Source organism: Psychrobacter sp. ANT_H3 (assembly GCF_027919975.1).
In the GTDB taxonomy this organism is placed as follows: domain Bacteria; phylum Pseudomonadota; class Gammaproteobacteria; order Pseudomonadales; family Moraxellaceae; genus Psychrobacter; species Psychrobacter maritimus.
In genome coordinates, this window is sequence record NZ_JAQISM010000017.1 from 1 (window position 1) to 23,124 (window position 23,124).

Consider the following 23,124-nt stretch of genomic DNA (forward strand, 5'->3'; position numbering starts at 1 on the left):
ATTGCTAGTGGTTTTTTTATGTTTAATGATTTTATAAATATCGCTTTAAATCGACTCTAACACTTGTTTATAAACAGCGGCATCGCTGGCTGAAAAGCAGCAAAAGATAACCTCGCGGATAGAGAAATTAGTCGCCTGTTTTTGAGCAGTTAACACATAATTTTGCACTGTATCAATTGCTATATTGGTTGCTTTATCCAGCGGGTAACCATAAACACCGGTACTAATAGCGGGGAAGGCAATGCTGGTAAGATTATACTTGACGGCTAAATCTAGTGAGTTTCGATAACAGTTGGCGAGTAGCTCTGGCTCATGTTGATTGCCGCCATGCCAAACAGGTCCTACCGTGTGAATCACATATTGGCAAGGCAGCTTAAACGCTGGACCGATTTTAGCCTCGCCCGTGTGGCAACCATTCAATGTACGACAATATGCTAATAACTCACGTCCAGCTGCCCGATGAATCGCGCCGTCTACACCGCCGCCGCCAAACAAACTTGAATTGGCAGCATTGACAATGGCATCGACATTTAACGTAGTGATATCAGCTTGTACCACTGATAAAGTTACGGTATTGCCATTATTATTCTTATCATTAATGTCGCTAGAGGCTGATATTTGCTTCTGGGTAATAGGTTTTATTGGGTTATTAGACGTTTGGTCATTAGACGTTTGATTATCAGACATGGCAGCAACCTTTTTATATTGAACTGATCATACTTTAGCGTTTTTAACGTCACTCGACTATAGGGCTTACGTTATCGATAAGATTCGATATGCTATCTCTCAACAAAGACGCAAAAAAATAGGCTACCGATTTGGCAGCCTATTTACAAAGTCATCTTATTTATATCATTTAAGCATCGCGCTTCTTTTCTAGAAACAGCATGTCAATAACAATCAGCGCCACACCAATACAAATACCGATATCGGCAATATTAAAAATGGGATAATGCCAAACGTCGGCATAATGCACATGAATAAAGTCAATCACGTGACCATGGAGCAAGCGGTCAATCAGGTTACCAATGGCGCCGCCAAGCACCAAGGCTAGACCCAATGATAACAGCTTGGCTTTACGTGGTGCTTTCACCAAATAGCCGATTAAAAATAGCGACATGATCAATGCAAGTCCAGCAAAAAACCACTTTTGCCAACCGCCTGCATCGGCCAAAAAGCTAAACGCCGCACCATAGTTATAAGCAAGCGTCCAATTTAAAAACGGCTCAATCACGGGTACGGGCTCGAGGAAGTTTAGCTTGGTTTCAGCCAACCACTTCGTCCACTGATCAATAATAATCACAACCAGTGATAGCAAGTACCACATAAAGGCGCGACTGCCATTAGCAACCATTTTTGGGGTCTTATTCAAACGACTCTTAGGCGTGGTTGAGCTGCCCGTGGTCGCATGTGCAGGTTTAGGCGAATGATCAACCTCAACCTGCGGTTGCTTATGTTCCGATGAGTCTGTCGGATTAGGCGCTGATTTAGGCATAGTGGCGCACCTCGCCGTCGCCTGCGACGTTGGTCACGCAGCGAGCACATAGTTCAGGGTGCGCCGCGTCTGTACCGATGTCATCGCGGATATGCCAGCAGCGTACGCATTTAGTACCAGTGGCGGCGCTGACTTCGACTATTAAATCGACTGATTCATCGGCATTGTTATCAGTTTGGGCAGTATTGTTTTGACTGTCAGCAGGGGCAGCGCTCATTAGCTTCAAAGTTGCGCTACTGGTGATTAGCACAAAACGCAGCTCTTCGCCAAGCTTGGCCAAACTTTCATGCATCGCACCGTCGGCATATAAATCAACGCCAGCAGATAAGTTGGCATTGATGATTTTTTCACCGCGTGCGGTTTCGATATGTTTATTGACCATATCTTTTGCCTGCATGATGCGTTGCCAGTCATCGGTACTGATGGCACTTAGCTCAAACTCTGGGAAGGTGTACCATTCTTCGGTAAACACGTAGCCTGCGTCTTTGCCGTTTTTACCTTCCAATACTTCCCACGCTTCTTGCGCGGTGAATGACAAGATTGGCGTAATCCAGCGAATCAACGCATGAGCGATATGGTAAATCGCTGTTTGCGCAGAGCGACGCGGCTGTCCATCAGTTTGAGTCGTATACTGACGGTCTTTGATAATATCTAAATAGAAGCTGCCTAAATCCTGCGAGCAAAACGCAGTGATATGCTGGGTGACTTGGTGAAAGTCCATCGCATCATAGGCGCTGATGATTTGCGCTTGTACCGTCTGCGCACGCTCAATGATAAATTTATCAAGGCTGACTAGCTCATTAATATCAACGCTGTTTGTCGCTGGGTCAAAGTCATCGGTATTGGCAAGTAAGAAGCGCAAGGTGTTACGGATACGGCGATACATATCGATTGCGCCTTTAAAGACCGTTTTACCTGCGCTCATCTCATAACGATAATCGCTCGAGGCAATCCACAAACGCAGCATATCCGCGCCGGTTTTATTAATCTCGTCTTGCGGCGTGATGATATTGCCAAGTGATTTACTCATCTTGCGGCCGTTTTCATCGACGACAAAACCATGGGTCAATACTTGCTTAAACGGTGGGCGCTCGTACATCGCCTCAGAAGTAAGCAGTGAGGTCTGGAACCAGCCGCGATGCTGATCAGAACCTTCTAAATACATATCGGCAGGATTGGTTAATTCCTCACGCTGCTCAAGGACGGCAAAATGCGTCGTTCCTGAGTCAAACCAAACGTCTAACGTATCTGTTGCTTTATCATAATCAGCGGCTTCCGCGCCTAAGAAATCTTCACAGCTGGCATCAAACCAAGCTTCTACGCCGCCTGCATCGATTTTTTGTGCAGCCACTTCCATCAGCTCAAGCGTATTAGGATGCAGCTCGCCGGTTTCTTTATGAGTGAAAAAGGCAATCGGCACGCCCCATGTACGCTGGCGTGAGATACACCAATCGGGGCGACCGGTCATCATCGCTTCGATGCGGTTTTGTCCCCACGCTGGCGTCCAGTTGACCTTAGGGATATCGGCAAGCGCACGTTCGCGTAAACCTTTGGTTTCCATATTGATAAACCACTGAGGCGTCGCACGGAAAATAATCGGCGACTTATGGCGCCAGCAGTGCGGATAGCTGTGCTCAATTTTGGTATGGCTGATTAAATGACCGTTATCATTTAAGGTAGCGATAATTTGCGGATTGGCTTTATAGATATGCTCGCCTGCAAATACCGCCGCGCTGTCTAAATAGACGCCCGTACCACTTACTGGGTTTTCAACGGGCAAGTTATATTTCAAGCCAACGATATAGTCGTCAAGACCGTGACCAGGGGCCGTATGGACGAGGCCAGTACCGCTATCGGTGGTCACGTGATCGCCTAGGATTAGTGGTACTTGGCGGTCTGCAATCAGTGGATGCTGGGCGCGCAGACCTTCAAGCTCGCGTCCTGATACGGTTGCCAATACGCCTTGATTGCTGAGTTTAAGCTCGCTTAGTGCGGTTTCGACAAGTTCAGCGGCTAGTAACAAGTTACCTTTTTCAGTTACGACCACACTATAGTCATGCTCAGGATGTACGGCGATTGCTTGGTTCGCAGGTAGCGTCCAAGGTGTCGTGGTCCAAATAACGGCTGCGATATTGCCGTCAATTTCGCTTAATGCCGCAACCTTTTCGGTATCAAGCACATCAAAGCTCACATAAATAGCGTCAGAGACTTTGTCTTGGTATTCAACTTCGGCTTCAGCTAGGGCAGAGCTACAGTCTAAGCACCAGTTAACAGGCTTCATACCGCGGGTTACGTGACCGTTGTCATAAATTTTAGCAAGTGCGCGTACGATGTTAGCTTCTTGATGGAAGTTCATCGTTAGATAAGGGTTGTCCCAATCACCAAACACGCCTAGACGTTTAAAGTCTGCCTTTTGCAGCTCAATTTGCGTACTTGCATACTCGCGGCATAGACCACGAAATTCGGTCGCAGAGACTTTTTGCCCAACTTTACCGACTTTGGCTTCGACCTTTTGCTCGATAGGCAGACCATGACAGTCCCAACCTGGCACATAAGGCGCGTCAAAGCCTGATAAGGTTTTTGACTTCACGATAATGTCTTTTAGTACTTTATTGACCGCATGACCTAAGTGAATCTGACCGTTGGCGTATGGAGGGCCATCATGCAAAATGTATTTGGTCGCACCTGTACGTGCCTGACGAATTTTGCCATATACATCATCCGCTTCCCATGCAGCCAGCCAATCTGGCTCACGTTTGGCAAGGTTTGCACGCATCGCAAAAGGCGTATCGGCAAGGTTTAGGGTGTCTTTATAATCTTGGCTTGGTGTATCGTTACTTTTATCAGTCATAGAAGGTGTCTTATAAGATGATGGTTAGAGGTTGCGTTTGAAATTCAGGCTTAAGGTTAAATATAATATGGGGTCAAATATTTGATAATCGATGCTAGCCTTTTGCTTAGAAAACTTTGCTTAAAAGATATTGCTTATGAATTGCTTATAAAAATAGTTACGTCCATCATAAATACTAATGAGACGATTGCAACAAAAAATATCTTTAACAGATAGCAGAATAATGAGAAAAGTGAATATGATAACGGCAGCTATTATATGACAAAACGCGGAGGGTAAAAAGAGCTGACCAGTATCGCCCTGTTTTTAGCCAAAACCAAGTACTTATGTCAGCATCAATACCTTGTCTATTAAATCATACGTCTGGCAAATTTGATTGTCTATTTATTAGATTATACCTAATTGGCTAAGCGCTAAAAAACCTCTGACAACCATAAGCGCAATTTCAGCGACCAAAGTGGCTGCATACCAGTCAATCCTTGCGTCATTTCACCATCTTTTAGAACGACATAAGACGGCGTGACTTGCCCTTGCCAATCGGCGAATATCTCACCTTCTTGGTCATTGACGGTGGTAAATTGATAATTGTGTTCAGTAAGGTAGCTGTGTAGCTCTTGGTCAGAGCCTGATTTAATCGCAATGGTCACCACAGGATAGTCATTTGCAGCGGCAAGCTTATCTATCGTCGGCGACGTCACCCGACAAACCGGACACCAAGTTCCCCAAAAATATACCAACGTTGGCTTATCCCGACTCATTGCTGCTAAGTCAACGCTCTGCCCTTGATAGTCGGTCAACTGCAATTGCGGATTGGCTGGCATGACCGGTTGGCGCCACCAGTTAATAGCGGTATAAATGACAGCAAATACCAAGCCATATATGAGTAGGTTTTTAGCAACAGACAATATCTTTTGCTTTGGCGTTTTTTTTGGCATCTCAAGGTTTTTTTCAGTATCAGTCGTCATAGTGGTTGCTTTTTTTGCTCTCAATGTGATTAATAGATAAAAATAAACGGCTGAATGGTCAGCCGTATTATTCGTAAAATCTATGGAACTGTTATGATTGGTTACTTTTTAAAATAACCACTTTTTAAAATAACCGCTTAAGGTTTTTGCGCACGGTCTTGCAGTGGATCGCCGATAAGCACACTGCCTGAATTTTCACGACGCTCTTCATCGGTCAATTTGCTTGCTGGAATTTTAGCCTTTCTCTTCCATTTTAAGCTAAACAAATCATCACGGCGGTCAAGCAGGTTATGCACCGAGCCTTCATTACGAACATGAATCAGCTTGTCTAAGTTTAAATCAGAGAAGAATACCATTTCGGTATTGGCCGTGGTTTCCGCCATAATCGCATCATGCGGGAAAGCAAAATCTGACGGTGAGAAAATAGACGACTGTGCGTATTGGATATCCAAGCTTTCAACTTGCGGTAAGTTACCGACTGAACCACAAATCATCACATAGCATTCGTTTTCAATCGCCCGAGCTTGGGCACAGTGGCGTACGCGCAGATAGCCGTTTTGAGTATCTGTCCAAAATGGTACGAACAAGATATCCATGTCATCAAGTGCCATCAAGCGCGCAAGCTCTGGGAACTCAACGTCATAGCAAACTAAGATACCGATACGACCAGCGTCGGTATCAAATACTTTGACTTCGTCGCCGCCTTCAATCACCCACGCGCTACGCTCATGCGGGGTAATGTGAATTTTGCGCTGCTCTTCAACCGTACCGTCACGACGGCATAGATAGCTGACATTATACAAGGTATCGTCGTCGTCCAAGAACGGCATAGAACCGGTGATGACGTTGACGTTATAGCTGACCGCCAAATGCGAAATCTCGTTTTTAAACCATTCGGTATAACCGGCCAAAAAGCGAATCGCCACGTTCTGATCAGTTGATTCACACAGACCCATTAATGGTGCGTTAAAAAATTCTGGCAAACAAGCGAAGTCAGAGTTGTAATCAGCCATAATATCGACGAAGAATTCAACTTGTTGCAGCAGCTCTTCAGGTGATTCAACCTCACGCATTTGCCACTGAATACCGCCAATTCTGACCTCTGATTTACGCGTATTGGGCTTATAATCTTGCGGCTCATAATAAATATTTGCCCATTCTAGTAAGGTTGCAAAACCTTTAGATTGGGCATCATCTGGCAAATAAGCCGTCAAAATACGTTTAACGATAAAGCCATTTGATAACTGAAACGACAGCGCAGGGTCATGGATTTCACGAGCTTCAACGGCTTCAATATATTCACCAGGGGTTAAATCTTGGTGATTGTGATAATTGGGAATACGACCACCGGCTAAGATAGCGCGGAAGTTTAACTGGCGGCACAGCTCTTTACGCGCATCATAAAGCCTGCGACCTAAACGATAACCACGATATTCGGGGTCGATTAACGCATCTAAGCCATAAATAGCATCGCCATCCGGATTGTCTCTGATAATTTCTTTATGACCAATTAAGTCATCATAAGTATGCGGGTTAGAAAACTTGGTGTAATCAACGCGCATCGATAGCACAATGCCAATCAGCTCATCATGGTCAAAGAGCGCAATCTGTCCTTCAGGAAAGGCGTCAATTAAGGTATGAATGGTGTTTTTTGACCACGCACCGCCTAAGTTGACATAAACGCGATCCATTAAAGCTTTAAGTTGTGGATAATCTTTTTTCTTAATCTCAGCTATGGTGAGGTGAAAGTCGTCTGGTTTTTCTATCTTGCTCATAATGTTCCTGTCTGTCGTTGCTGTAAATCAGTGTTAATAAATCAGTGTTAATAAATCAGTGTTAATAAATCGGTGTTAATAAATCGGTGTTAATAAATCGGTGTTAATAAATCGGTGTTAATAATAAAGCGATATTCATAGATGTTGATAAAGTGAGTTATAAAAAGGTGGCTATCAAAACTCGTCAGTAAAGCGCGTAATAAGCGGTTGGATATTGCTGCATTTACTAAATAAAAAAGCTAGCAACTCATTTTTGCTATAACTTTTCAGATAATAATGTCGAGAAAAATATACCAATAGGCGTATATAATGGTTACAATCAATTATCTTTGTATTTACAATAAGTTATAGCCAATGAGTTATAAACATTGCCTCTGTTATTGCTAATTTTAATGAGGCAATTTAGCCCATTTACAAGTGCTTATCTTGGCACTGCATCTTGCCCTTATTTTATAGGGTTTATGCTGCTGTGCTAATAAATTCATTTTAACTGCTATGACGCTTAATCATGACTGACACTGCGCTGCTTATAATAGCAATTCCCGTAACCAATGACAGTCAAGCGGCGTAAATATTTGCTAGGTTTTTGTGACTTACTATCTTTTATGAATGATGCTTTTATTTGCTTGAGCGTCATCTTATTTGGCGCATTTTTTCAATTGCCTGTTACCGTGACCTTTTAGGATTTTTATTATGCCCCTCACTCATCCTAATGCCTTGAGCAAATTAGATGAAATAGCAGACACGGCCTTGGTACAGCTGGTGTATGTTAGCAGCTTGACGCTTGCCTCACGGTTGAATGCGACGATATTTGATGAAGTGGAAGGCCATGCGCGCGATTATAATGAACAGCATGGCATCACCGGTACATTATGTTATGGCAATGGTCATTTTTTACAATGTATGGAGGGCGAAAAAGCCAAAGTCGCGGCGCTTACCCAGCGTATCTTTGCTGATACCCGCCATAAAAATGTGCAAGTATTGCTCTTAAAAACCATTAAGCAGCGTCATTTTTCAGACTGGCGGATGCGTTTGCTGTTTTTAGAGCGTTGGTTGTGGTCACCAACGACTAAGCAGCAAGCCGCTCAACTGTCAGCATATTTGCCATTTGCGCCGCAAGATTGGTCGCCCGAGCGTACCGAGCAGTTTTTGCAGATTATCCAAACCTTTGATACTCCGCCACATGTTAAAGCGGCAGGCATTACTTATAATGCGCTTGGCAATATGATGCGTCATGTCGCCGCCCCGCATCAAGCCTTTCTAATGGTTCAAGGTTGTTTAAGTATCTTACTGATTATCGCCTTGGTACTGCTTTATTTATCATAAATATCTTATAGATTAACTACTTTCACGCTTTTAATCTTTTATAAAAATGATGCATTGCCAGCTCAATAGTAAAAAAGACGCTAGACTTAACGTTTAGCGTCTTTTTTGATGTCATCAAACTTATTGTGATAATAATAAATTGAAGCAATTACATATCAAAAATCTTACCACGATTCATAATATTATTGGGATCAAAGACCTTTTTTACTTCTCGCAGATAATCAATCTCAGTCTCGCTGCGGCTATAATTTAGATACGGCTTTTTGGTCATACCAACACCATGCTCAGCAGATACTGAACCGCCATATTTTTGCACCGTTTCAAACACGTATTTATTAACAACCTGACACTCGCTAAAGAAGTCATCTTTACTCATATTTTCAGGTTTCAAAATATTAAGATGCAAATTACCATCACCGATATGCCCGAACCAACACACTTCAAAGTCAGGGTAGTTACTGCTGACGATATGATCAATCTCAGCGATAAATTCAGGTACGTAGCTGATTAGTACAGAAACGTCATTCTTATAAGGGGTAAATACTGAAATGGTTTCAGAGATGTATTCGCGCAGCTTCCATAACTCTTCCGCCTGCGCTAGACTCTGACTCATCACCCCATCGACGACCCAACCTTGCTCCATACAATGCTCAAAGATTGCCATGGCTTTATCCATGATAGGCTCATAAGGCGCTTCAAACTCTAGCAGGGTATAAAACTTGGTGCGTGATTCAAACGGCTCTTGTACTTGACCGTGCGCCATGAGCTTATCAATCGCCACATCATCAAAGAACTCAAACGCGGTCAAATCGATTTGTGCTTGAAAGGCAGAGAGCACATTCATGACATCATTAAAGCTGTCCATGCCTAAGACCATAACGTTTAAATCTTGCGGCTGACGCTCAAGTTTGATTTGGGCATGAGTGACAAAGCCTAGCGTGCCTTCGCTACCGATAAACAATTGACGCAAATCATAACCCGTGGCGTTTTTAACCATACCGCGGTTAAGCTGCAAGATATCACCTTTACCAGTAACAACTGTGAGCCCCATAATCCATTGACGGGTCATACCATAACGAATGACTTTAATACCGCCGGCATTGGTGCCGATATTGCCACCAATTTGACTTGAGCCAGCAGAAGCAAAGTCGACAGGGTAGTAGAGGTCTTTTGATTCAGCAAACTGTTGCAACTGCTGCGTGACGACACCGGCTTCAATCTCAACCATACGGTCAGCAGGATAGAATTGCCCAATACGGTTCATCTTATCCATACTAACGACAATCTCACCATTAGCGGCAACTGCACCAGCAGACAGACCGGTACGACCGCCACTTGGCGTTAAGACCACATTGTGCTCATTGGCAAGTAATACAATCGCTTGCACTTGCTCGGTGGTCTTTGGAAAGACGATAGCCGCAGCAGCAGGAGCAAAGTGCTTGGTCCAGTCTTTGCCCCAGTGCTCTAAGCTTTCGCTATCGGTTTTGATTTGGCTGGCGTCAAACTGATGAGCATCAAGCAAGTTGCTTAAGATGCTTTGGACAGCAGCAGTAGGGGTGGTAGCATTGTTTTGAGCGGTAGTGTTGCTTTGGCTAGCTAAAGAAGTCATGGTCAAATCTCGGTAGAAACGTAAGCGCTATGCATAAAAGGGATTATTATATCGCTAAATGGATATAACTCAGCGGTTATAACTGTGTTTATATAAATAATTGAGTATAAATAATTGGGTTTATGGGTTTATATAAGCAACTGGGTTCATATAATTGATATAAGTATAAGTGAGCGCGTGTTGCAATGATAGATAGATATGCGGTCATGCGCCTAACTAGTGTAAGTAATATTCATAATTAAAAAAACAGTTTAATAAATTTTAGATACAGCGTTTGCATGCAAATTTTAAGTACAAGTTCTAAGTGCAAAGTTAAGTGCAAAATCTAAGTACAGGGTTTAGATATCAGGTTTATATACCGTGATTCACTATAGCATAAAAAGTTTTCAGGCTTGATAAGCAATAATTCATCTAATCTGCTAACATCGCTGCCAAATTTTGTGTAAGATATCCAGACTGTTTTCGTTTCATCCATCATACTTATCCCACTGATGATTTTTATAAGACAATTATAGGACAGTTCTCACATGGCGTTATCACTACAAAAAGACAAAATCCGGTTTTTATTGCTTGAAGGTCTACATGACAATGCGTTAAAAGTATTGGAAGGGGCTGGTTATCATAACATCGAGAATATCAGTCACGCTTTAGATCAAGATGAGCTTATCGAAAAGATTAAAGATGCTCACTTCATCGGTATCCGCTCGCGCACGCAGCTGACGCGTGAAGTCCTTGAGCACGCACACAAGCTTATCGGTATTGGCTGCTTTTGTATCGGTACCAACCAAGTCGACTTGGACGCCGCTCGTGATTTGGGTATTCCTGTCTTTAACGCGCCATATTCGAACACCCGCTCGGTTGCTGAGCTGGTATTGGCCGAAGCCATCATGCTATATCGCGGTATCCCTGAAAAGAACGCCACTGTACATCGCGGCGGTTGGGGCAAGTCTGCGACCAACTCACATGAAGTACGTGGCAAGACGATCGGTATCGTCGGTTATGGCTCTATCGGTTCGCAATTGTCGGTATTGGCTGAAAGCTTCGGTATGAAAGTCATTTATCATGATGTCTTGACCAAATTGCCACTAGGTAACGCCGTGCAAGTAGGTAGCTTAGAAGAGCTATTATCAACGGCTGATATCGTCACCTTGCATGTACCTGATGTACCAAGCACCCGCTATATGATGGGCGCGGCGCAGTTTGCCCATATGAAAGACGGCAGCTACTTTATCAACGCCGCTCGTGGTACTTGTGTTGAGATTGATGATTTGGCGGCAGTTCTTGAGTCAGGTAAAATCTTGGGCGCGGCGATTGACGTGTTCCCGAAAGAGCCAAAATCTGCTGATGAAGAGTTTGAATCACCACTACGTAAATTTGACAACGTTATCTTGACACCGCATATCGGTGGCTCAACGCAAGAAGCGCAGGCGAATATCGGTCTTGAAGTTGCCGATAAGTTCGTTAGATACTCTGACCAAGGCGATACTGCAACTGCCGTAAACTTCCCAGAAGTTTCTGTGCCGTTTAAAGAAGGCTCGCATCGTTTGCTACATATCCATAGAAACGTTCCAGGCGTACTATCACAGATTAACCGTCTGTTCGCCGAAGCGCACATCAACATTTTAGCGCAGAGCTTAATGACGGAAGGTGATGTGGGTTATCTGGTGATGGATGTTGATTATAACGATTCAACAGCCGCGCTCGATCAACTAAAAGACGTTGAAGAAACCATTCGCGTACGTATCTTGTTCTAAAATTAAGCGTTATTATTTAATTTTACGACTGGTATAAAAAAAGAGAGGCTCTATTAATAGAGCCTCTCTTTTTTATGGCTAATTATTTAAAAGTTTAACGTTTAAAGTAGGGTGCACTTAGCGCACCCTACTTATAGCCAAGTATAGACTAAAAATTAATTATTAAGCTTTGGCTTTATTCGCAGCTTCCGCTTGGCGACGTGCCTCAATTTTGGCCGCTTTACGCTTTTCTATGACATCCATCACATCGCTACCAATATGCGCTTCGCCACGTTTTTTCGCTAGTTGCATTTGATGCTCGCGCTCACGGAAGCGGGCTTTTTGTTCTTCAGTCGCTTTATCGATACAATGCGGGCACGACTCGCCTTTGATATAGGCGGCACTTTGCATTTCCTCATGAGTAATCGGCATACGGCAAGCAAAGCATTGCTCATAGTTGCCTTTTTCTAGGTTGTGATTGACCGACACGCGGTTATCGAAGACGAAGCAATCACCTTGCCACATAGATTCGCTGGCTGGGATTTCTTCTAAATACTTTAAGATACCGCCTTCTAAATGATAGACCTCTTCAAAGCCTTGTTCGCGCATATAAGCAGTAGATTTCTCACAACGAATACCGCCGGTACAGAACATGGCGACTTTTTTATGTTTCGCTGGATCTAGCTCTTTTGCCACGTACTCTGGAAACTCGCGGAAGGTTTCGGTATTTGGATTAACGGCATTTTGAAACGTACCGATTTGAACTTCATAATCGTTACGGGTATCAATCAAAATAACGTCAGGGTCTGAGATAAGCGCATTCCACTCGCTTGGTTTGACATAGCGACCAACCGATTGTAATGGGTCGATATTCTCAACGCCCATGGTGACGATTTCTTTTTTAAGCTTCACCTTAGTACGATAAAAAGGCTGTGCATCAGTATAGGATTCTTTAAAAGTAAAGCTGCCAATCGCTTCGATACTGCGCAAATAATCTAAGACATTATCGATACCTTGGCGGCTGCCAGAAATCGTGCCGTTAATGCCTTCGCTGGCCAGTAATAAAGTGCCTTTGACATCATTATCAAGCATGGTATTTAAAATTGGCTCACGATATTGCTCAAAATCGCTAAAGCGCGTGAACTTATAAAGTGCGGCAACGACGATATTATTGGTCACGCTATCGTAAGCAGGCGCTGCTTTGTTATCAATTGTAGTGCTATCTTGGATATTGCTATTTTTGGTGCTGCTGTCTTGATTGGTACTCATGTTTTTCTCCTGCTGGCTAGGTCGCAAACCTAGTGCATTGGGTTTAAGGTGCTTTTTAAAATTAACGGTTAAAATGAATTGGTAAGATTCATAACACTAGCGCAATTGTGGAATTCGCTAATGCGCGCGTAGTTTAGCAAATTTTGAGAAGATTTTGGAGGTTTTATCATTCTAAAATCTCATAGAAATATGAGAGATAATAAAAATGGCAAACAAAAAAGCCCAGTACGATACTGAGCTTTTTTAATATTCATGGCGTAAAATCGAAGTTTCGCTTATTGGTTTACGCTTTACTTACTCTGAAACCAAGTATCGGCTTTGCTACGGGCACTAGCAATGTCTGAGCTTGATAAGTTCAATGCTAGCTGGCCAATTTTGCCGCGTGCTTTGTTACGTACTTTTTCATCGAGCATACCATCACGGGCAGCCAAGTCGTACCATTTATAAGCATCAACTAGGTTTTTTTGCTTCTCATCTAGCAAAGCAAGCGTATAGCTGGCACGGTTATCGCCGCGCATTGCCGCTTTTTCTAACCAAAGACGTGCTTGCTGTAGGTTAGGTTGGACACCTTCACCGCGCAAGTACATGATGGCAAGATTCAACTGAGCAGGGGCAACGCCTTGCTGAGCTGCTTTAGTATACCATTGGACAGCTTGTTGGGTATTTTGAGCAACGCCTTCACCTTTTTGCAGACGTTTGGCTAAGTAAAACTGAGCGTGATCGTTACCTTGGGCAGCGCTGGCAGACAGCTCACTGATAGGCATTAGCTCAAAACGTGAGGTATCAAGTGGCACGTTTGATATTAACTCAGCGTTGGCAAGGCCCGCACAAGAAAATAGGGCAGTAAACAACGCAGCTTTTAATAATTTCATAGCAGCTCCAAAATTAGGCAGTTAATAAGCAAAAGATAAGTTGCACCGCTAAAAATTGCCTCGCTAAAGACAGTTAGACGGCGATAACAATTAGGTGAAATCTTGCAATACCAACTTACCTAATCATTAGCAAAATAATTCGTATTGGTAGTGTTTCATATCGGTAGTGTCATAGTCGTCCCTGATTAACCCGACAAACGGTCGTAATTAGGGGGTGATTGACACTATTTCGCTAGCTTAACACCCAAACTTACGAAACTCAAATACTAATTACAGGATTTAATTCCTAACTGTACCTCATTGTCCTCAATAAAATCATAGAGTTACTGAAGGGTAAGGAGGAGTTAACAATCGCTTAAGATTAAAATGAATAGCAATGGCGTTAAATTCGCTTTAATAAACGACAAAAAATACGATTATTAATCCCGTTTTTGCTTGCTGACGCGATAGATAGCGACGTCTGCTAAAAGGTTAGGAGCTTGACGTATTAATGCAGTCATCAGCGGGTTATGACCTTTTTCCGAGTCACTGACAGCAAAGCGGTTGATGATATGAATATCATGCTGCGCGCACAGTTGCTCAAAGTCCTTAAAGGTACATAGATGAATATTTGGGGTGTTATACCACTCATAAGGCAACGCTTCTGAAACTGGCATCAGACCTTTTAAGCCCAAATGCAGGCGGTTTTGCCAATGGGCAAAGTTAGGGAAGGTGATGACAGCTTCGCGAGCGACGCGTAGCATATCGAGCAGGAGCACATCAGGCGCTTTTACCGCTTGCAGTGCGCGCGCCATAACGACGGTATCAAAGCTATTATCTGCAAAACGGCTTAAGCCATCATTGAGGTCTTGCTCGACGATAGATAAACCTTTAGTAATGGCTTCATTGATTTTGTCTTCGTCAATCTCAAGTCCATAACCGGTCACGCCTAGATTTTGCTGTAAATGGGCGAGTAGCTCACCATTACCGCAGCCTAAATCAAGCACATGCGAGTGCGGTGCGATCCAACGCTCAGCCAATTGATGATCCATTCTCATGAGCGTGCTCCTTTGGCTATCATGCTATTAGCAATAAATGGCGCGGTCAAAAAGCCTTTAACGGCACCCATATAACGCGGAATATCAAATAAAAACGAATCATGACCGTGCGGTGCATCGACATTGATATAGCTGACCGGCTTACCAGTCGCCATTAATGCATCGACAATCTCTTGCGAGCGCTCGGGCGCAAAACGCCAATCGGTGGTAAATGACACCACTAAATACTGACACTGCGTATGAGCGAAGGCGGCTTTAAGCGCGCTTAGCTCTTTTTCATTGGCGACATTAACGTTATCAGCATTATCAATATGCGCGCTATTTTCTAACGTTTTCTCAGTTTGGTTCTCGGTAGATTCAGCTTTTACTGATGCTGCGAGTGATGATTTTAACGATTGTGCTGATTCGGTCGATAATTCTGCTGCGGATTCTAATGTTGCCGCTGATGGATAGTCACGCGTCGGGTCAAAATAATCTAAGGCTTTGGTCATCAGCAGATAGGTATTGGCATCGAAGTTTTCACTAAAGCGTTCGCCTTGATAGCGTAAATAGCTCTCAACTTGAAACTCAACATCATAGCCATACATAAACTTACCAGATTTTAAATCACGACCAAACTTTGCCTTCATCGCGTCATCAGTCAAGTAGGTGATATGACCAACCATACGCGCAAGGATAAGCCCGCGACGAGGGTACGTGCCTGCTTGTAAATAGCGTCCGTCTTTAAAATCAGGGTCGGATAAAATAGACTGACGCGCGACTTCATTAAAGGCGATGTTTTGCGCAGAAAGCTTTGGTGTACTGGCAATAACCACGCAGCGTTTTAACCGCTCTGGATAATCGACCGACCATTGCAGGGCTTGCATACCGCCCATTGAGCCGCCGACGATGGCGTGCCAAACCTCAATGCCCAAACGGTCTGAGAGCATGGCTTGGGTTTTTACCCAGTCTTTAATGGTGACGAGGGGAAAGTCAGGGCCATAAACTTGTGGCTCACTGTTCTCATTATTCTTGTTTGTGCTTTTTTGACTTGAATTGACGGTGTCAGGATTGATGGTCGTTGGACCGGTAGAGCCAAAGCAGCTGCCGATATTATTGACGCACACGACAAAAAATTGATTGGTATCAATGGCTTTATTAGGGCCAATCATATTGTCCCACCAACCCGCTTTTTTATCGTCGTCACTATGAAAGCCTGCCGCATGATGGCTACCTGATAAGGCGTGACAGATAAGGATGGCGTTTGATTTGTCGCTATTGAGCGTGCCATAAGTTTCAAAGATTAGATCGAATGAGGGCAGGGTGCGATTGCACTCCAAGGTCAACGGCTCAGCGAAATGAAAAGTCTGCGGCGTGACGATGCCAACTGAACCTACCGAATCGACGGCATCGGTTGCATTAGCGGCATGATTGGTGGAATGCTCACTGGTACTATCAGAACGTGCGCTCAAAGCTACCTCACAAAACAACAGTTATGGATAAAACAATAGTCATGGATAAAAAAACGGTTATAAATAAAACAAACCTAGGATGGCGACAGTAATTAGTCTAACTAGTTTATTGTTATAAGCTTGTCTATTGTATGGCGATGCGCTTAGGAGTACAACCTTCGCGCCAAGTCTTTATTTTAAGCGTCGATTAAGGGCAGTATCAAGACAAGTATCAAGGCAGGTATCAAAGTACATATTAAAGTGTATAACGGTTGCCTTTACCATGCGTTCTGCTCTTATAAAATGCTACACTAAAGGCGAACAATAGCAGCTATTTTAAACCTTATAATATCTCGTTTATAAGCTTCTCTGCTTGCTCGTTATGTCTCTATCTAATATATTTCCTGATGATTTAATAAGTGAATAAATAATACTCTATGAAACCTAAATTGCCGCCACGTATTGCCGTCTTGTTAGTCAACCTAGGTACGCCTGATGAGCCGACGGCACCAGCCGTACGCCACTATCTCAAACAGTTTTTATCTGACCCGCGCGTGATTGAAATCCCTAAATTCTTATGGGCAATTATTCTAAACCTGTTTGTGTTGCCAAGCCGACCAAAACGGGTGGCAAAAGCCTATGCCAGTATTTGGGAAGGCGACTCGCCGATTCGTAAAATACTAAAAAGCCAAGTTGAGCTGCTCGAGCCGCGCTTGGCTGATAGTGTTGCGCCATTTCGGGTGTCTGTGCATCCGGCGATGAGCTATGGCAATCCTGGCCTGCCTGATGTGATGGATACCTTGCGTAGCGAAGGCGTTGATCATTTTGTTATCTTGCCATTATTTCCGCAGTATTCGGCATCATCTGGCGGTGCGGTATATGATGCGTTAACCAAATGGACGCTCAAGCAACGTAACTTGCCAAACTATAGCATTGTCAAAGATTACTTTGCCCATCCGCTTTATATCAAAGCCCTAGCTGATTCGATTCGCCGCTTTCAAGCGGAACATGGCAAGCCTGAAAAGCTGATGTTTAGTTTCCACGGTATTCCGCAGCCTTATGCCGATAAAGGTGATCCGTATCCGAAACGTTGTAAATGTACCGCCGCACAAGTCGCGCATGAACTTGGTCTGCAAGATGATGAATGGATTATCAGTTTCCAGTCGCGCTTTGGTAAGCAAGAATGGGTCAAGCCTTATACCGATGTGGTGCTAGAAGATTGGGGTAAATCTGGGGTGCGTTCAGTACAGGTGATTAGTCCGGCGTTCTCCGCTGATTGCTTAGAAACACTGGAAGAATTGGCGATTGAGAATCGTGATAATTTTCTTAACGCGGGCGGGCAAGAATATCATTATATTCCAGCGTTGAATCTTGATGAAGCGCATATTGATTTGTTAGAAGCATTAAGCTTGCCTTTGGTCAAAGGCTGGGCAGGAACCCTGGATGGCTGGGCTTAATTGTTTTCTTAAGTCATAAAAAATACCGGACATAATGTTCGGTATTTTTTTCTGAATTATTTTCTATTTTACGAATAGGTGATTTCTAAAAATTGTCATCATTAGAAATCTTTGCCGCATCTCTGTCTGCAATATCAACGATATTAGGATAGTCTTTATCGTCTAAATTGTCTTCGACCAAGACTTCATCAATCCGAGCTTCATCAATATTTTGCCGATGCATCGGCGTCAGTCCTTGGGTTGCATCTGTTCCAACTTCTGAGTTATTAAATCCTGCGCTATTATCAATCATATCGTCATTATCAAAGGTGTGCAGCATAGGATTGTTTAAATCAATCTCTTGGCTACCGACTTCGTTGTCATTCATATTGTCGTCACCTTCAATATGATCCATCTCTTCTGGTAGTGGGGTTTTTGTATTGTCCATGGATATGTCCTCATTATAATTATAAATGCCATTCACGTTATTATTGGTCATTGGCAAGATCTGCTTATCAGTGTGCCGCGTTATGATGGTAACTGATAGTAGTAAGGTGTCACAGGATGTTCAAAAAATGTAAGAAGGCAAGTTTATAAAGGCAAAAAAACGGCTGCCCATATTGAGTAGCCGTTATTCAGTTGTTATCGTGAATGGTGTTGCTAGCCGATGAGCTTTGTTAGCTGAAAATCTCTGTTAGTTGGCTTCACACGGTGCATGATAATTTTTTTGAGGTAAAAAATGTCTCTCAAACTTATCAAGTTTAAATGTCCATAAATAAATCAAGGCAATTATATAAACGCCGGTTTCTGCGATTTCTTCTACTATCTCGCCGATACTTTCTGGTATAAAAATAGCATTTTCACCCATATATTCTAACAGTGCTAAGGCAACCACAGTGATATATAGCGACACAGGAACCTTTTTTAATACCGTCCACAGATAACGCCAACTATAAGCTAATAAGCCCACAATCAGCAGATACACCGTTAACAGCACAGCATCTTCCCACCAATCGTACGAGTGATTCATAAATTTAAAACCACTAGGAATCAAGAGCTCGGGCACATAGTTCAACTCACGACGAATCACAGCAAAAAACGTCAATACGGATGCCAACCAAAAATAGTGCCCCAGTTTCAGCTCACTCTGTATCACATACTGAACGCAGCGTAATATGCACGCGATTAATATGATAATACCCGGTAATTCGATGATGCCATCTGCAATCAAAATAAAGCTTCCTAGTTTTCAAAAATGAAAAAAGTGAGCGCACAGGCTCACTTTAAACCGTTATTAATATGTTAAAAATTAATATATATAAAAGTAACGTGTGCTTATTATACTGCTAAGAGTCATTGCACAGCTATGGCAGAGTATAAACGCCAGTGTTCAATTATCGTGTTTAGCCGTATTAATAGCAGCATTAATAGCAGTATTAAAGGCCATTATAACTGCCTTTGTTTGCACAATTAATGCGCTTCATCCCAGTTCTGACCACTATCTGTTTCAACCAATAACGGTACAGCAAAATCTACCTGCCAACCTTTTTCAACAGCAGTGTTAGTTAAGACGTCTTGCATGGCATCAGTAATAAGCTTGCTGATTTCATCGACCTTGTCGCTATCGACTTCAAACACCAGCTCATCATGGACCTGTAGCAGCATTTTGGCTTGCTCTTTTGGCAACACTTTATCAACGGCAATCATGGCAAGTTTGATGAGGTCAGCTGCCGAACCTTGTAATGGCGCGTTAATCGCCGCACGTTCAGCGCCTTGTTTGACCATGCGATTGCTATGGCTGATATCAGGTGTATAAAGCTTACGGCCCAATATCGTCTCGACATAGCCTTTATCATGGGCGCTGGCACGAGTATTAATCATATAGTCTTTAACACCCGGATAGCGCTTAAAGTACATATCTATATAATCTTGTGCCTCACTGCGGCTCATCTGTAGTTGCTTGGCAAGACCAAAAGCGCTCATGCCATAGAGTAGACCAAAGTTAATGGCTTTGGCATTACGGCGCTCGGTCGGGGTGACATCAGTAACCTCTTTGCCTAGCACTTCAGCTGCGGTGGCCACGTGAATATCTAATCCTTCGTTAAAGGCATGAGTTAGGTTTTTATCACCTGAGAAATGCGCCATGAGACGCAGTTCAATTTGTGAATAATCCGCAGCCAAAATAACGCGACCTTCTGGCGCGATAAAGGCTTGACGAATCAAGCGTCCGGTAGCAGTACGAATCGGAATATTCTGTAAGTTAGGATCAGTTGATGACAGACGACCGGTACTGGTCAGTGCTTGGTGATAGCTGGTATGCACGCGGTCAGTCTGCGCATCTGCAACATTATCAAGCGCATCGGTATAGGTGCTTTTGAGCTTAGACAGACCGCGATATTCAAGGGTGATATCGACCAATGGGTGATCAATTTTTGATAATACGGCTTCGCCAGTAGAGTATTGCCCTGACTTAGTTTTTTTACCACCAGGCACGCCAAGCTTATCAAACAGCATCTCACCAAGCTGCTTTGGCGAGCCGAGATTAAATTCTTCTCCAGCCACTTCATAAGCACGTTTTTCAAGCGCAATGATTTCTTCATCAAAACGTTTTGATAGCTCATTTAAAAATGGGCGCTTAATTAAGATACCGTGGGCTTCCATTTGGCAGAGTATCTCTGCCGTTGGAATCTCTAGCTCGTGCAGTAATTTGGCGTTATTTTCGTCATCAGACAGTTTCTTATTAAAGACATCAAACAGCTGATAAGTAATATCGGCATCTTCGCAAGCGTAGTCACTGGCAATATCAATAGCGACCTTATCAAAGCTAACTTGCTTAGCGCCTTTACCAGCGACATCCTCGAAGCTGATAGTCTGTGTTTGTAGATAATGGCGCGCCAAGTCATCCATACCATGACGAGTGATGGCGGCATTGATGACGTAGCTGGCAAGCATAGTATCCATCGCCCAGTTATTAGGGCTGGCATGAATGCTGCCTACTAAGTCGATATCATAATGACTGAGAATATGGGCATCATATTTGAGATGCTGACCGATTTTACCGATGTTTGGATTTTCTAAGATAGGTTTAAGTTTTGCTAATACCGTATCGCGATCAAGTTGCTTTGCGGTTAGCTCATCGCCTTCTAGATTATGCGTGAGCGGTACATAATAGGCTTCGTGCGCTTTTACCGCAAAAGATAAACCAACCAATTCAGCCTGACGCCAATAAACGCTGGTGGTTTCGGTATCGATAACGAAGTGCGGTGCGTCTGCTAATAGCTTAACCAAGCTATCAAAAGCGGGCTCATCTAAAATCGTATGCCATGCTCTATCATGACTTTTACTGTCGGTGATATTATCAATAGTGCTTGATTGTAAGGATTTAGCGATTTGTGCTTGTGATTCCGCATCCGCCTGACTATTGGCGACACTTTGTGAACCATTGGCTGGATGATTGGGGTGATCAAGTGAGGCCAACTCATTTCTAAATTCAAGCTCAGTATATAGCGCGCGTAGCTCATCGATATGCGCGCAAGGGTCGGTATTGATTTTTAAATCTTGCCAGTCTTGGCCAATTTCTAAATCAGTAACGATGGTCGCCAGCTGCGCATTCATCGGAATATCATCGGCATATTCGACCAGATTTTTGCCCGCACGCCCTTTGATATCGGCGACGTTTTTGAGCATATTGTCGATAGAGCCATACTCATTGAGCAAATCTTTGGCCGTCTTTTTACCGATACCGGGCACGCCTTTGATGCCGTCAGAGGAATCACCCATCAGGGTCAGAAAATCAATCATCTGCTCAGGATTGATACCGAATTTTTCGACCACGCCTGTGCTATCGGTAATTTTACCGGTAAAGCTGTCTTCTAATATCACGCAGTCATTAATCAGCTGCATCATGTCTTTATCACCAGTCGAGATGACTACATGATGGCCTTCAGCGACGGCACGATAAGCGAGGGTACCAATGATATCATCGGCTTCTGCACCTTCGATACGGAGTAAGGGAATCCCTAGGGCGGCAACTAAGCTATGGATATACGGAATTTGCTCAGCCAATTCCACATCCATTTTTGGACGATTGGCTTTATATTCCTCTGACATCGCATGGCGAAAAGTCGGTGATTTGGTATCAAAGCAGACCGCCATATGGGTTGGGTGATAGCGGCGCATTAATTTCAATAGCGCATTCAACGTCCCACGTATGGCATTGGTTATCAGACCTTGAGAGTTTTGCATAGTTTTTGGTAAGGCATGATAAGTGCGAAACAGATAGTAAGAGCCATCGACCAAAATAAAGGGCGGCTGGTTTTTGTCCACATGACTGGTATCCATCGTCGCCACATTTGGCATGGAGGCAAAGTTTGGTAGCGTATTGGGATTAATGGGCGAGTGCGAGTTGTGGTCGTTGGCAGTCATAAAAAGTCACTTATCAAATATGGGGCAGCAAGTATTGAGTAAAAAATTGGATAAAAAGATACCTTCATTATAACGATAAAAAACCTTCTTGCCGAATTGATGGCAAACTAATCAATGGATGGTGGAAATAATAAACAGTTACGATGTTGACGAGCCAAACTTTGTGTACAAACCAAACGCTAGCCAATAAAAAAAAGAACCCAGACCAGCTGAGTTCTTCTTATATATTTAATAGCTGTATATATTTAATGGCTTTTTATATTTCATGACATTGTCATTATTAAGCGCTTATTTTACTTCTGAAGTCACTTCGCTATCGACATTACCATGGGTAGCTTTAGAATACGGGCAGACTTTATTGGCTTTCTCAACCAACTGTTGGAATTCATCCGCTGACAGCTCTGTATTTTCACCAATCACATGGATTTTAACGGCCAATTGAAAATCTAGGCCTTCACCTTTCATCAAATCTACCGATACTTCAGTAGTAGAATCAAACTTTGCTTTTTCTTCGCCTTTAACTGCCGCAAGTGCACCATCAAAGCAAGCAGCATAGCCCATGGCGAATAGTTGCTCTGGATTGTTGCCTTCTTTACCAGAACCCGGTGCAACCATATTAATCGTCAAGTCGCTGTCTTGAAGGCTGGCACTACCTGTACGACCGCCAGTAACCGTGCCTTTAGTAGAATATAGAGTTTTCATAACACATCCTTTGTTGTCAGTTTTTATAATTGAAGTAAACTTTGGCTATCAATCTCGATAAGACTTTCTCGATAAGCCTTTTCTTAATAGGACTTATAGCATAGCAAGCTGCTCGATTAGCACAATGGGACAGTAGTAAACATATGCTACAAGTTTGTAAGTGGGTAAATGCATCATGTCTGTCAGGTCAACGATAATC

Annotated in this window: 17 protein-coding genes; 3 read left to right on the forward strand and 14 right to left on the reverse strand. The window is 43.3% G+C overall.

Annotated features, from left to right (window positions below):
- Positions 1–45: 45 nt before the first annotated feature.
- The 5 genes from PG901_RS09875 to PG901_RS09895 all read right to left on the reverse strand — a co-directional run bounded on the left by PG901_RS09875 (position 46) and on the right by PG901_RS09895 (position 7,086).
- The gene (locus tag PG901_RS09875; protein ID WP_201625057.1) at positions 46–687 is read right to left on the reverse strand and encodes an O-acetyl-ADP-ribose deacetylase; all 642 of its coding nucleotides are present in this window, start codon (positions 685–687) and stop codon (positions 46–48) included.
- A gap of 169 nt (positions 688–856) precedes the next feature.
- Positions 857–1,495: a signal peptidase II gene (lspA, locus tag PG901_RS09880; RefSeq protein WP_201625056.1), complete on the reverse strand. Its 639-nt coding sequence runs from the start codon at positions 1,493–1,495 to the stop codon at positions 857–859.
- Positions 1,488–4,346, reverse strand: a complete 2,859-nt coding sequence (gene ileS, locus PG901_RS09885; RefSeq protein ID WP_201625055.1) for an isoleucine--tRNA ligase — start codon at positions 4,344–4,346, stop codon at positions 1,488–1,490. The genes lspA and ileS overlap by 8 nt, the downstream gene beginning before the upstream one ends.
- Before the next feature lie 413 nt (positions 4,347–4,759).
- The gene (locus PG901_RS09890) at positions 4,760–5,311 is read right to left on the reverse strand and encodes a protein disulfide oxidoreductase (protein WP_201625054.1); all 552 of its coding nucleotides are present in this window, start codon (positions 5,309–5,311) and stop codon (positions 4,760–4,762) included.
- A gap of 137 nt (positions 5,312–5,448) precedes the next feature.
- A complete protein-coding gene (locus PG901_RS09895; protein ID WP_201562173.1) occupies positions 5,449–7,086 on the reverse strand; it encodes a carbon-nitrogen hydrolase family protein in 1,638 nt (545 codons plus the stop codon).
- Positions 7,087–7,779: 693 nt separating this feature from the next.
- Between PG901_RS09895 and PG901_RS09900 the strand changes: the two genes are divergently transcribed.
- Positions 7,780–8,412 carry a BLUF domain-containing protein gene (locus tag PG901_RS09900; RefSeq protein ID WP_201625053.1) on the forward strand — a complete coding sequence of 211 codons (633 nt, stop codon included), beginning with the start codon at positions 7,780–7,782 and terminating at the stop codon, positions 8,410–8,412.
- A gap of 148 nt (positions 8,413–8,560) precedes the next feature.
- Here the strand turns inward: PG901_RS09900 and PG901_RS09905 are convergent, their stop codons facing one another.
- On the reverse strand, positions 8,561–10,021 hold the full coding sequence (locus PG901_RS09905; protein ID WP_201625052.1) for an FAD-binding oxidoreductase: 1,461 nt from the start codon (positions 10,019–10,021) through the stop codon (positions 8,561–8,563).
- Positions 10,022–10,548: 527 nt separating this feature from the next.
- Here PG901_RS09905 and serA point away from each other — a divergent pair.
- The gene (gene serA, locus PG901_RS09910) at positions 10,549–11,775 is read left to right on the forward strand and encodes a phosphoglycerate dehydrogenase (protein ID WP_201562167.1); all 1,227 of its coding nucleotides are present in this window, start codon (positions 10,549–10,551) and stop codon (positions 11,773–11,775) included.
- Positions 11,776–11,937: 162 nt separating this feature from the next.
- On the opposite strand, the gene trhO is transcribed toward serA, so the two are convergent.
- The 4 genes from trhO to metX form a co-directional block, all read right to left on the reverse strand.
- Positions 11,938–13,023, reverse strand: coding sequence for an oxygen-dependent tRNA uridine(34) hydroxylase TrhO (gene trhO / locus PG901_RS09915; protein WP_227692308.1), 1,086 nt, complete (start codon positions 13,021–13,023; stop codon positions 11,938–11,940).
- A 290-nt stretch (positions 13,024–13,313) separates the two neighbouring features.
- On the reverse strand, positions 13,314–13,895 hold the full coding sequence (locus tag PG901_RS09920; protein ID WP_201620227.1) for a tetratricopeptide repeat protein: 582 nt from the start codon (positions 13,893–13,895) through the stop codon (positions 13,314–13,316).
- Positions 13,896–14,314: 419 nt separating this feature from the next.
- Positions 14,315–14,932: a methionine biosynthesis protein MetW gene (metW, locus tag PG901_RS09925; RefSeq protein ID WP_201625051.1), complete on the reverse strand. Its 618-nt coding sequence runs from the start codon at positions 14,930–14,932 to the stop codon at positions 14,315–14,317.
- Positions 14,929–16,293 (reverse strand): homoserine O-acetyltransferase MetX, encoded by a 1,365-nt coding sequence (gene metX / locus PG901_RS09930; RefSeq protein ID WP_227692311.1) that lies wholly within the window; start codon positions 16,291–16,293, stop codon positions 14,929–14,931. Before metX ends, metW begins: the two co-directional genes overlap by 4 nt.
- A gap of 506 nt (positions 16,294–16,799) precedes the next feature.
- On the opposite strand from metX, the gene hemH reads away from it, so the two are divergent.
- Entirely contained in the window at positions 16,800–17,819 is a 1,020-nt protein-coding gene (gene hemH, locus PG901_RS09935) for a ferrochelatase (protein WP_201625049.1), read from the forward strand.
- Between the two features lie 85 nt (positions 17,820–17,904).
- Here the strand turns inward: hemH and PG901_RS09940 are convergent, their stop codons facing one another.
- From PG901_RS09940 to PG901_RS09955, 4 genes are all read right to left on the reverse strand, one after another.
- Positions 17,905–18,246 (reverse strand): hypothetical protein, encoded by a 342-nt coding sequence (locus PG901_RS09940; protein ID WP_201625048.1) that lies wholly within the window; start codon positions 18,244–18,246, stop codon positions 17,905–17,907.
- Positions 18,247–18,492: 246 nt separating this feature from the next.
- The gene (locus tag PG901_RS09945; protein ID WP_201625047.1) at positions 18,493–19,029 is read right to left on the reverse strand and encodes a hypothetical protein; all 537 of its coding nucleotides are present in this window, start codon (positions 19,027–19,029) and stop codon (positions 18,493–18,495) included.
- Positions 19,030–19,268: 239 nt separating this feature from the next.
- Positions 19,269–22,223 carry a DNA polymerase I gene (gene polA, locus PG901_RS09950; protein WP_271134327.1) on the reverse strand — a complete coding sequence of 985 codons (2,955 nt, stop codon included), beginning with the start codon at positions 22,221–22,223 and terminating at the stop codon, positions 19,269–19,271.
- A gap of 288 nt (positions 22,224–22,511) precedes the next feature.
- Positions 22,512–22,925: an Ohr family peroxiredoxin gene (locus tag PG901_RS09955; RefSeq protein WP_201629616.1), complete on the reverse strand. Its 414-nt coding sequence runs from the start codon at positions 22,923–22,925 to the stop codon at positions 22,512–22,514.
- Positions 22,926–23,124 lie beyond the last annotated feature (199 nt).

Bases quoted from the DNA above. Each gene is read 5' to 3' on its own strand.
- PG901_RS09875 (WP_201625057.1), bottom strand. From the start codon at position 687: ATGTCTGATAATCAAACGTCTAATGACCAAACGTCTAATAACCCAATA.
- lspA (WP_201625056.1), bottom strand. From the start codon at position 1,495: ATGCCTAAATCAGCGCCTAATCCGACAGACTCATCGGAACATAAGCAA.
- ileS (WP_201625055.1), bottom strand. From the start codon at position 4,346: ATGACTGATAAAAGTAACGATACACCAAGCCAAGATTATAAAGACACC.
- PG901_RS09890 (WP_201625054.1), bottom strand. From the start codon at position 5,311: ATGACGACTGATACTGAAAAAAACCTTGAGATGCCAAAAAAAACGCCA.
- PG901_RS09895 (WP_201562173.1), bottom strand. From the start codon at position 7,086: ATGAGCAAGATAGAAAAACCAGACGACTTTCACCTCACCATAGCTGAG.
- PG901_RS09900 (WP_201625053.1), top strand. From the start codon at position 7,780: ATGCCCCTCACTCATCCTAATGCCTTGAGCAAATTAGATGAAATAGCA.
- PG901_RS09905 (WP_201625052.1), bottom strand. From the start codon at position 10,021: ATGACTTCTTTAGCTAGCCAAAGCAACACTACCGCTCAAAACAATGCT.
- serA (WP_201562167.1), top strand. From the start codon at position 10,549: ATGGCGTTATCACTACAAAAAGACAAAATCCGGTTTTTATTGCTTGAA.
- trhO (WP_227692308.1), bottom strand. From the start codon at position 13,023: ATGAGTACCAATCAAGACAGCAGCACCAAAAATAGCAATATCCAAGAT.
- PG901_RS09920 (WP_201620227.1), bottom strand. From the start codon at position 13,895: ATGAAATTATTAAAAGCTGCGTTGTTTACTGCCCTATTTTCTTGTGCG.
- metW (WP_201625051.1), bottom strand. From the start codon at position 14,932: ATGAGAATGGATCATCAATTGGCTGAGCGTTGGATCGCACCGCACTCG.
- hemH (WP_201625049.1), top strand. From the start codon at position 16,800: ATGAAACCTAAATTGCCGCCACGTATTGCCGTCTTGTTAGTCAACCTA.
- PG901_RS09940 (WP_201625048.1), bottom strand. From the start codon at position 18,246: ATGGACAATACAAAAACCCCACTACCAGAAGAGATGGATCATATTGAA.
- polA (WP_271134327.1), bottom strand. From the start codon at position 22,223: ATGACTGCCAACGACCACAACTCGCACTCGCCCATTAATCCCAATACG.
- PG901_RS09955 (WP_201629616.1), bottom strand. From the start codon at position 22,925: ATGAAAACTCTATATTCTACTAAAGGCACGGTTACTGGCGGTCGTACA.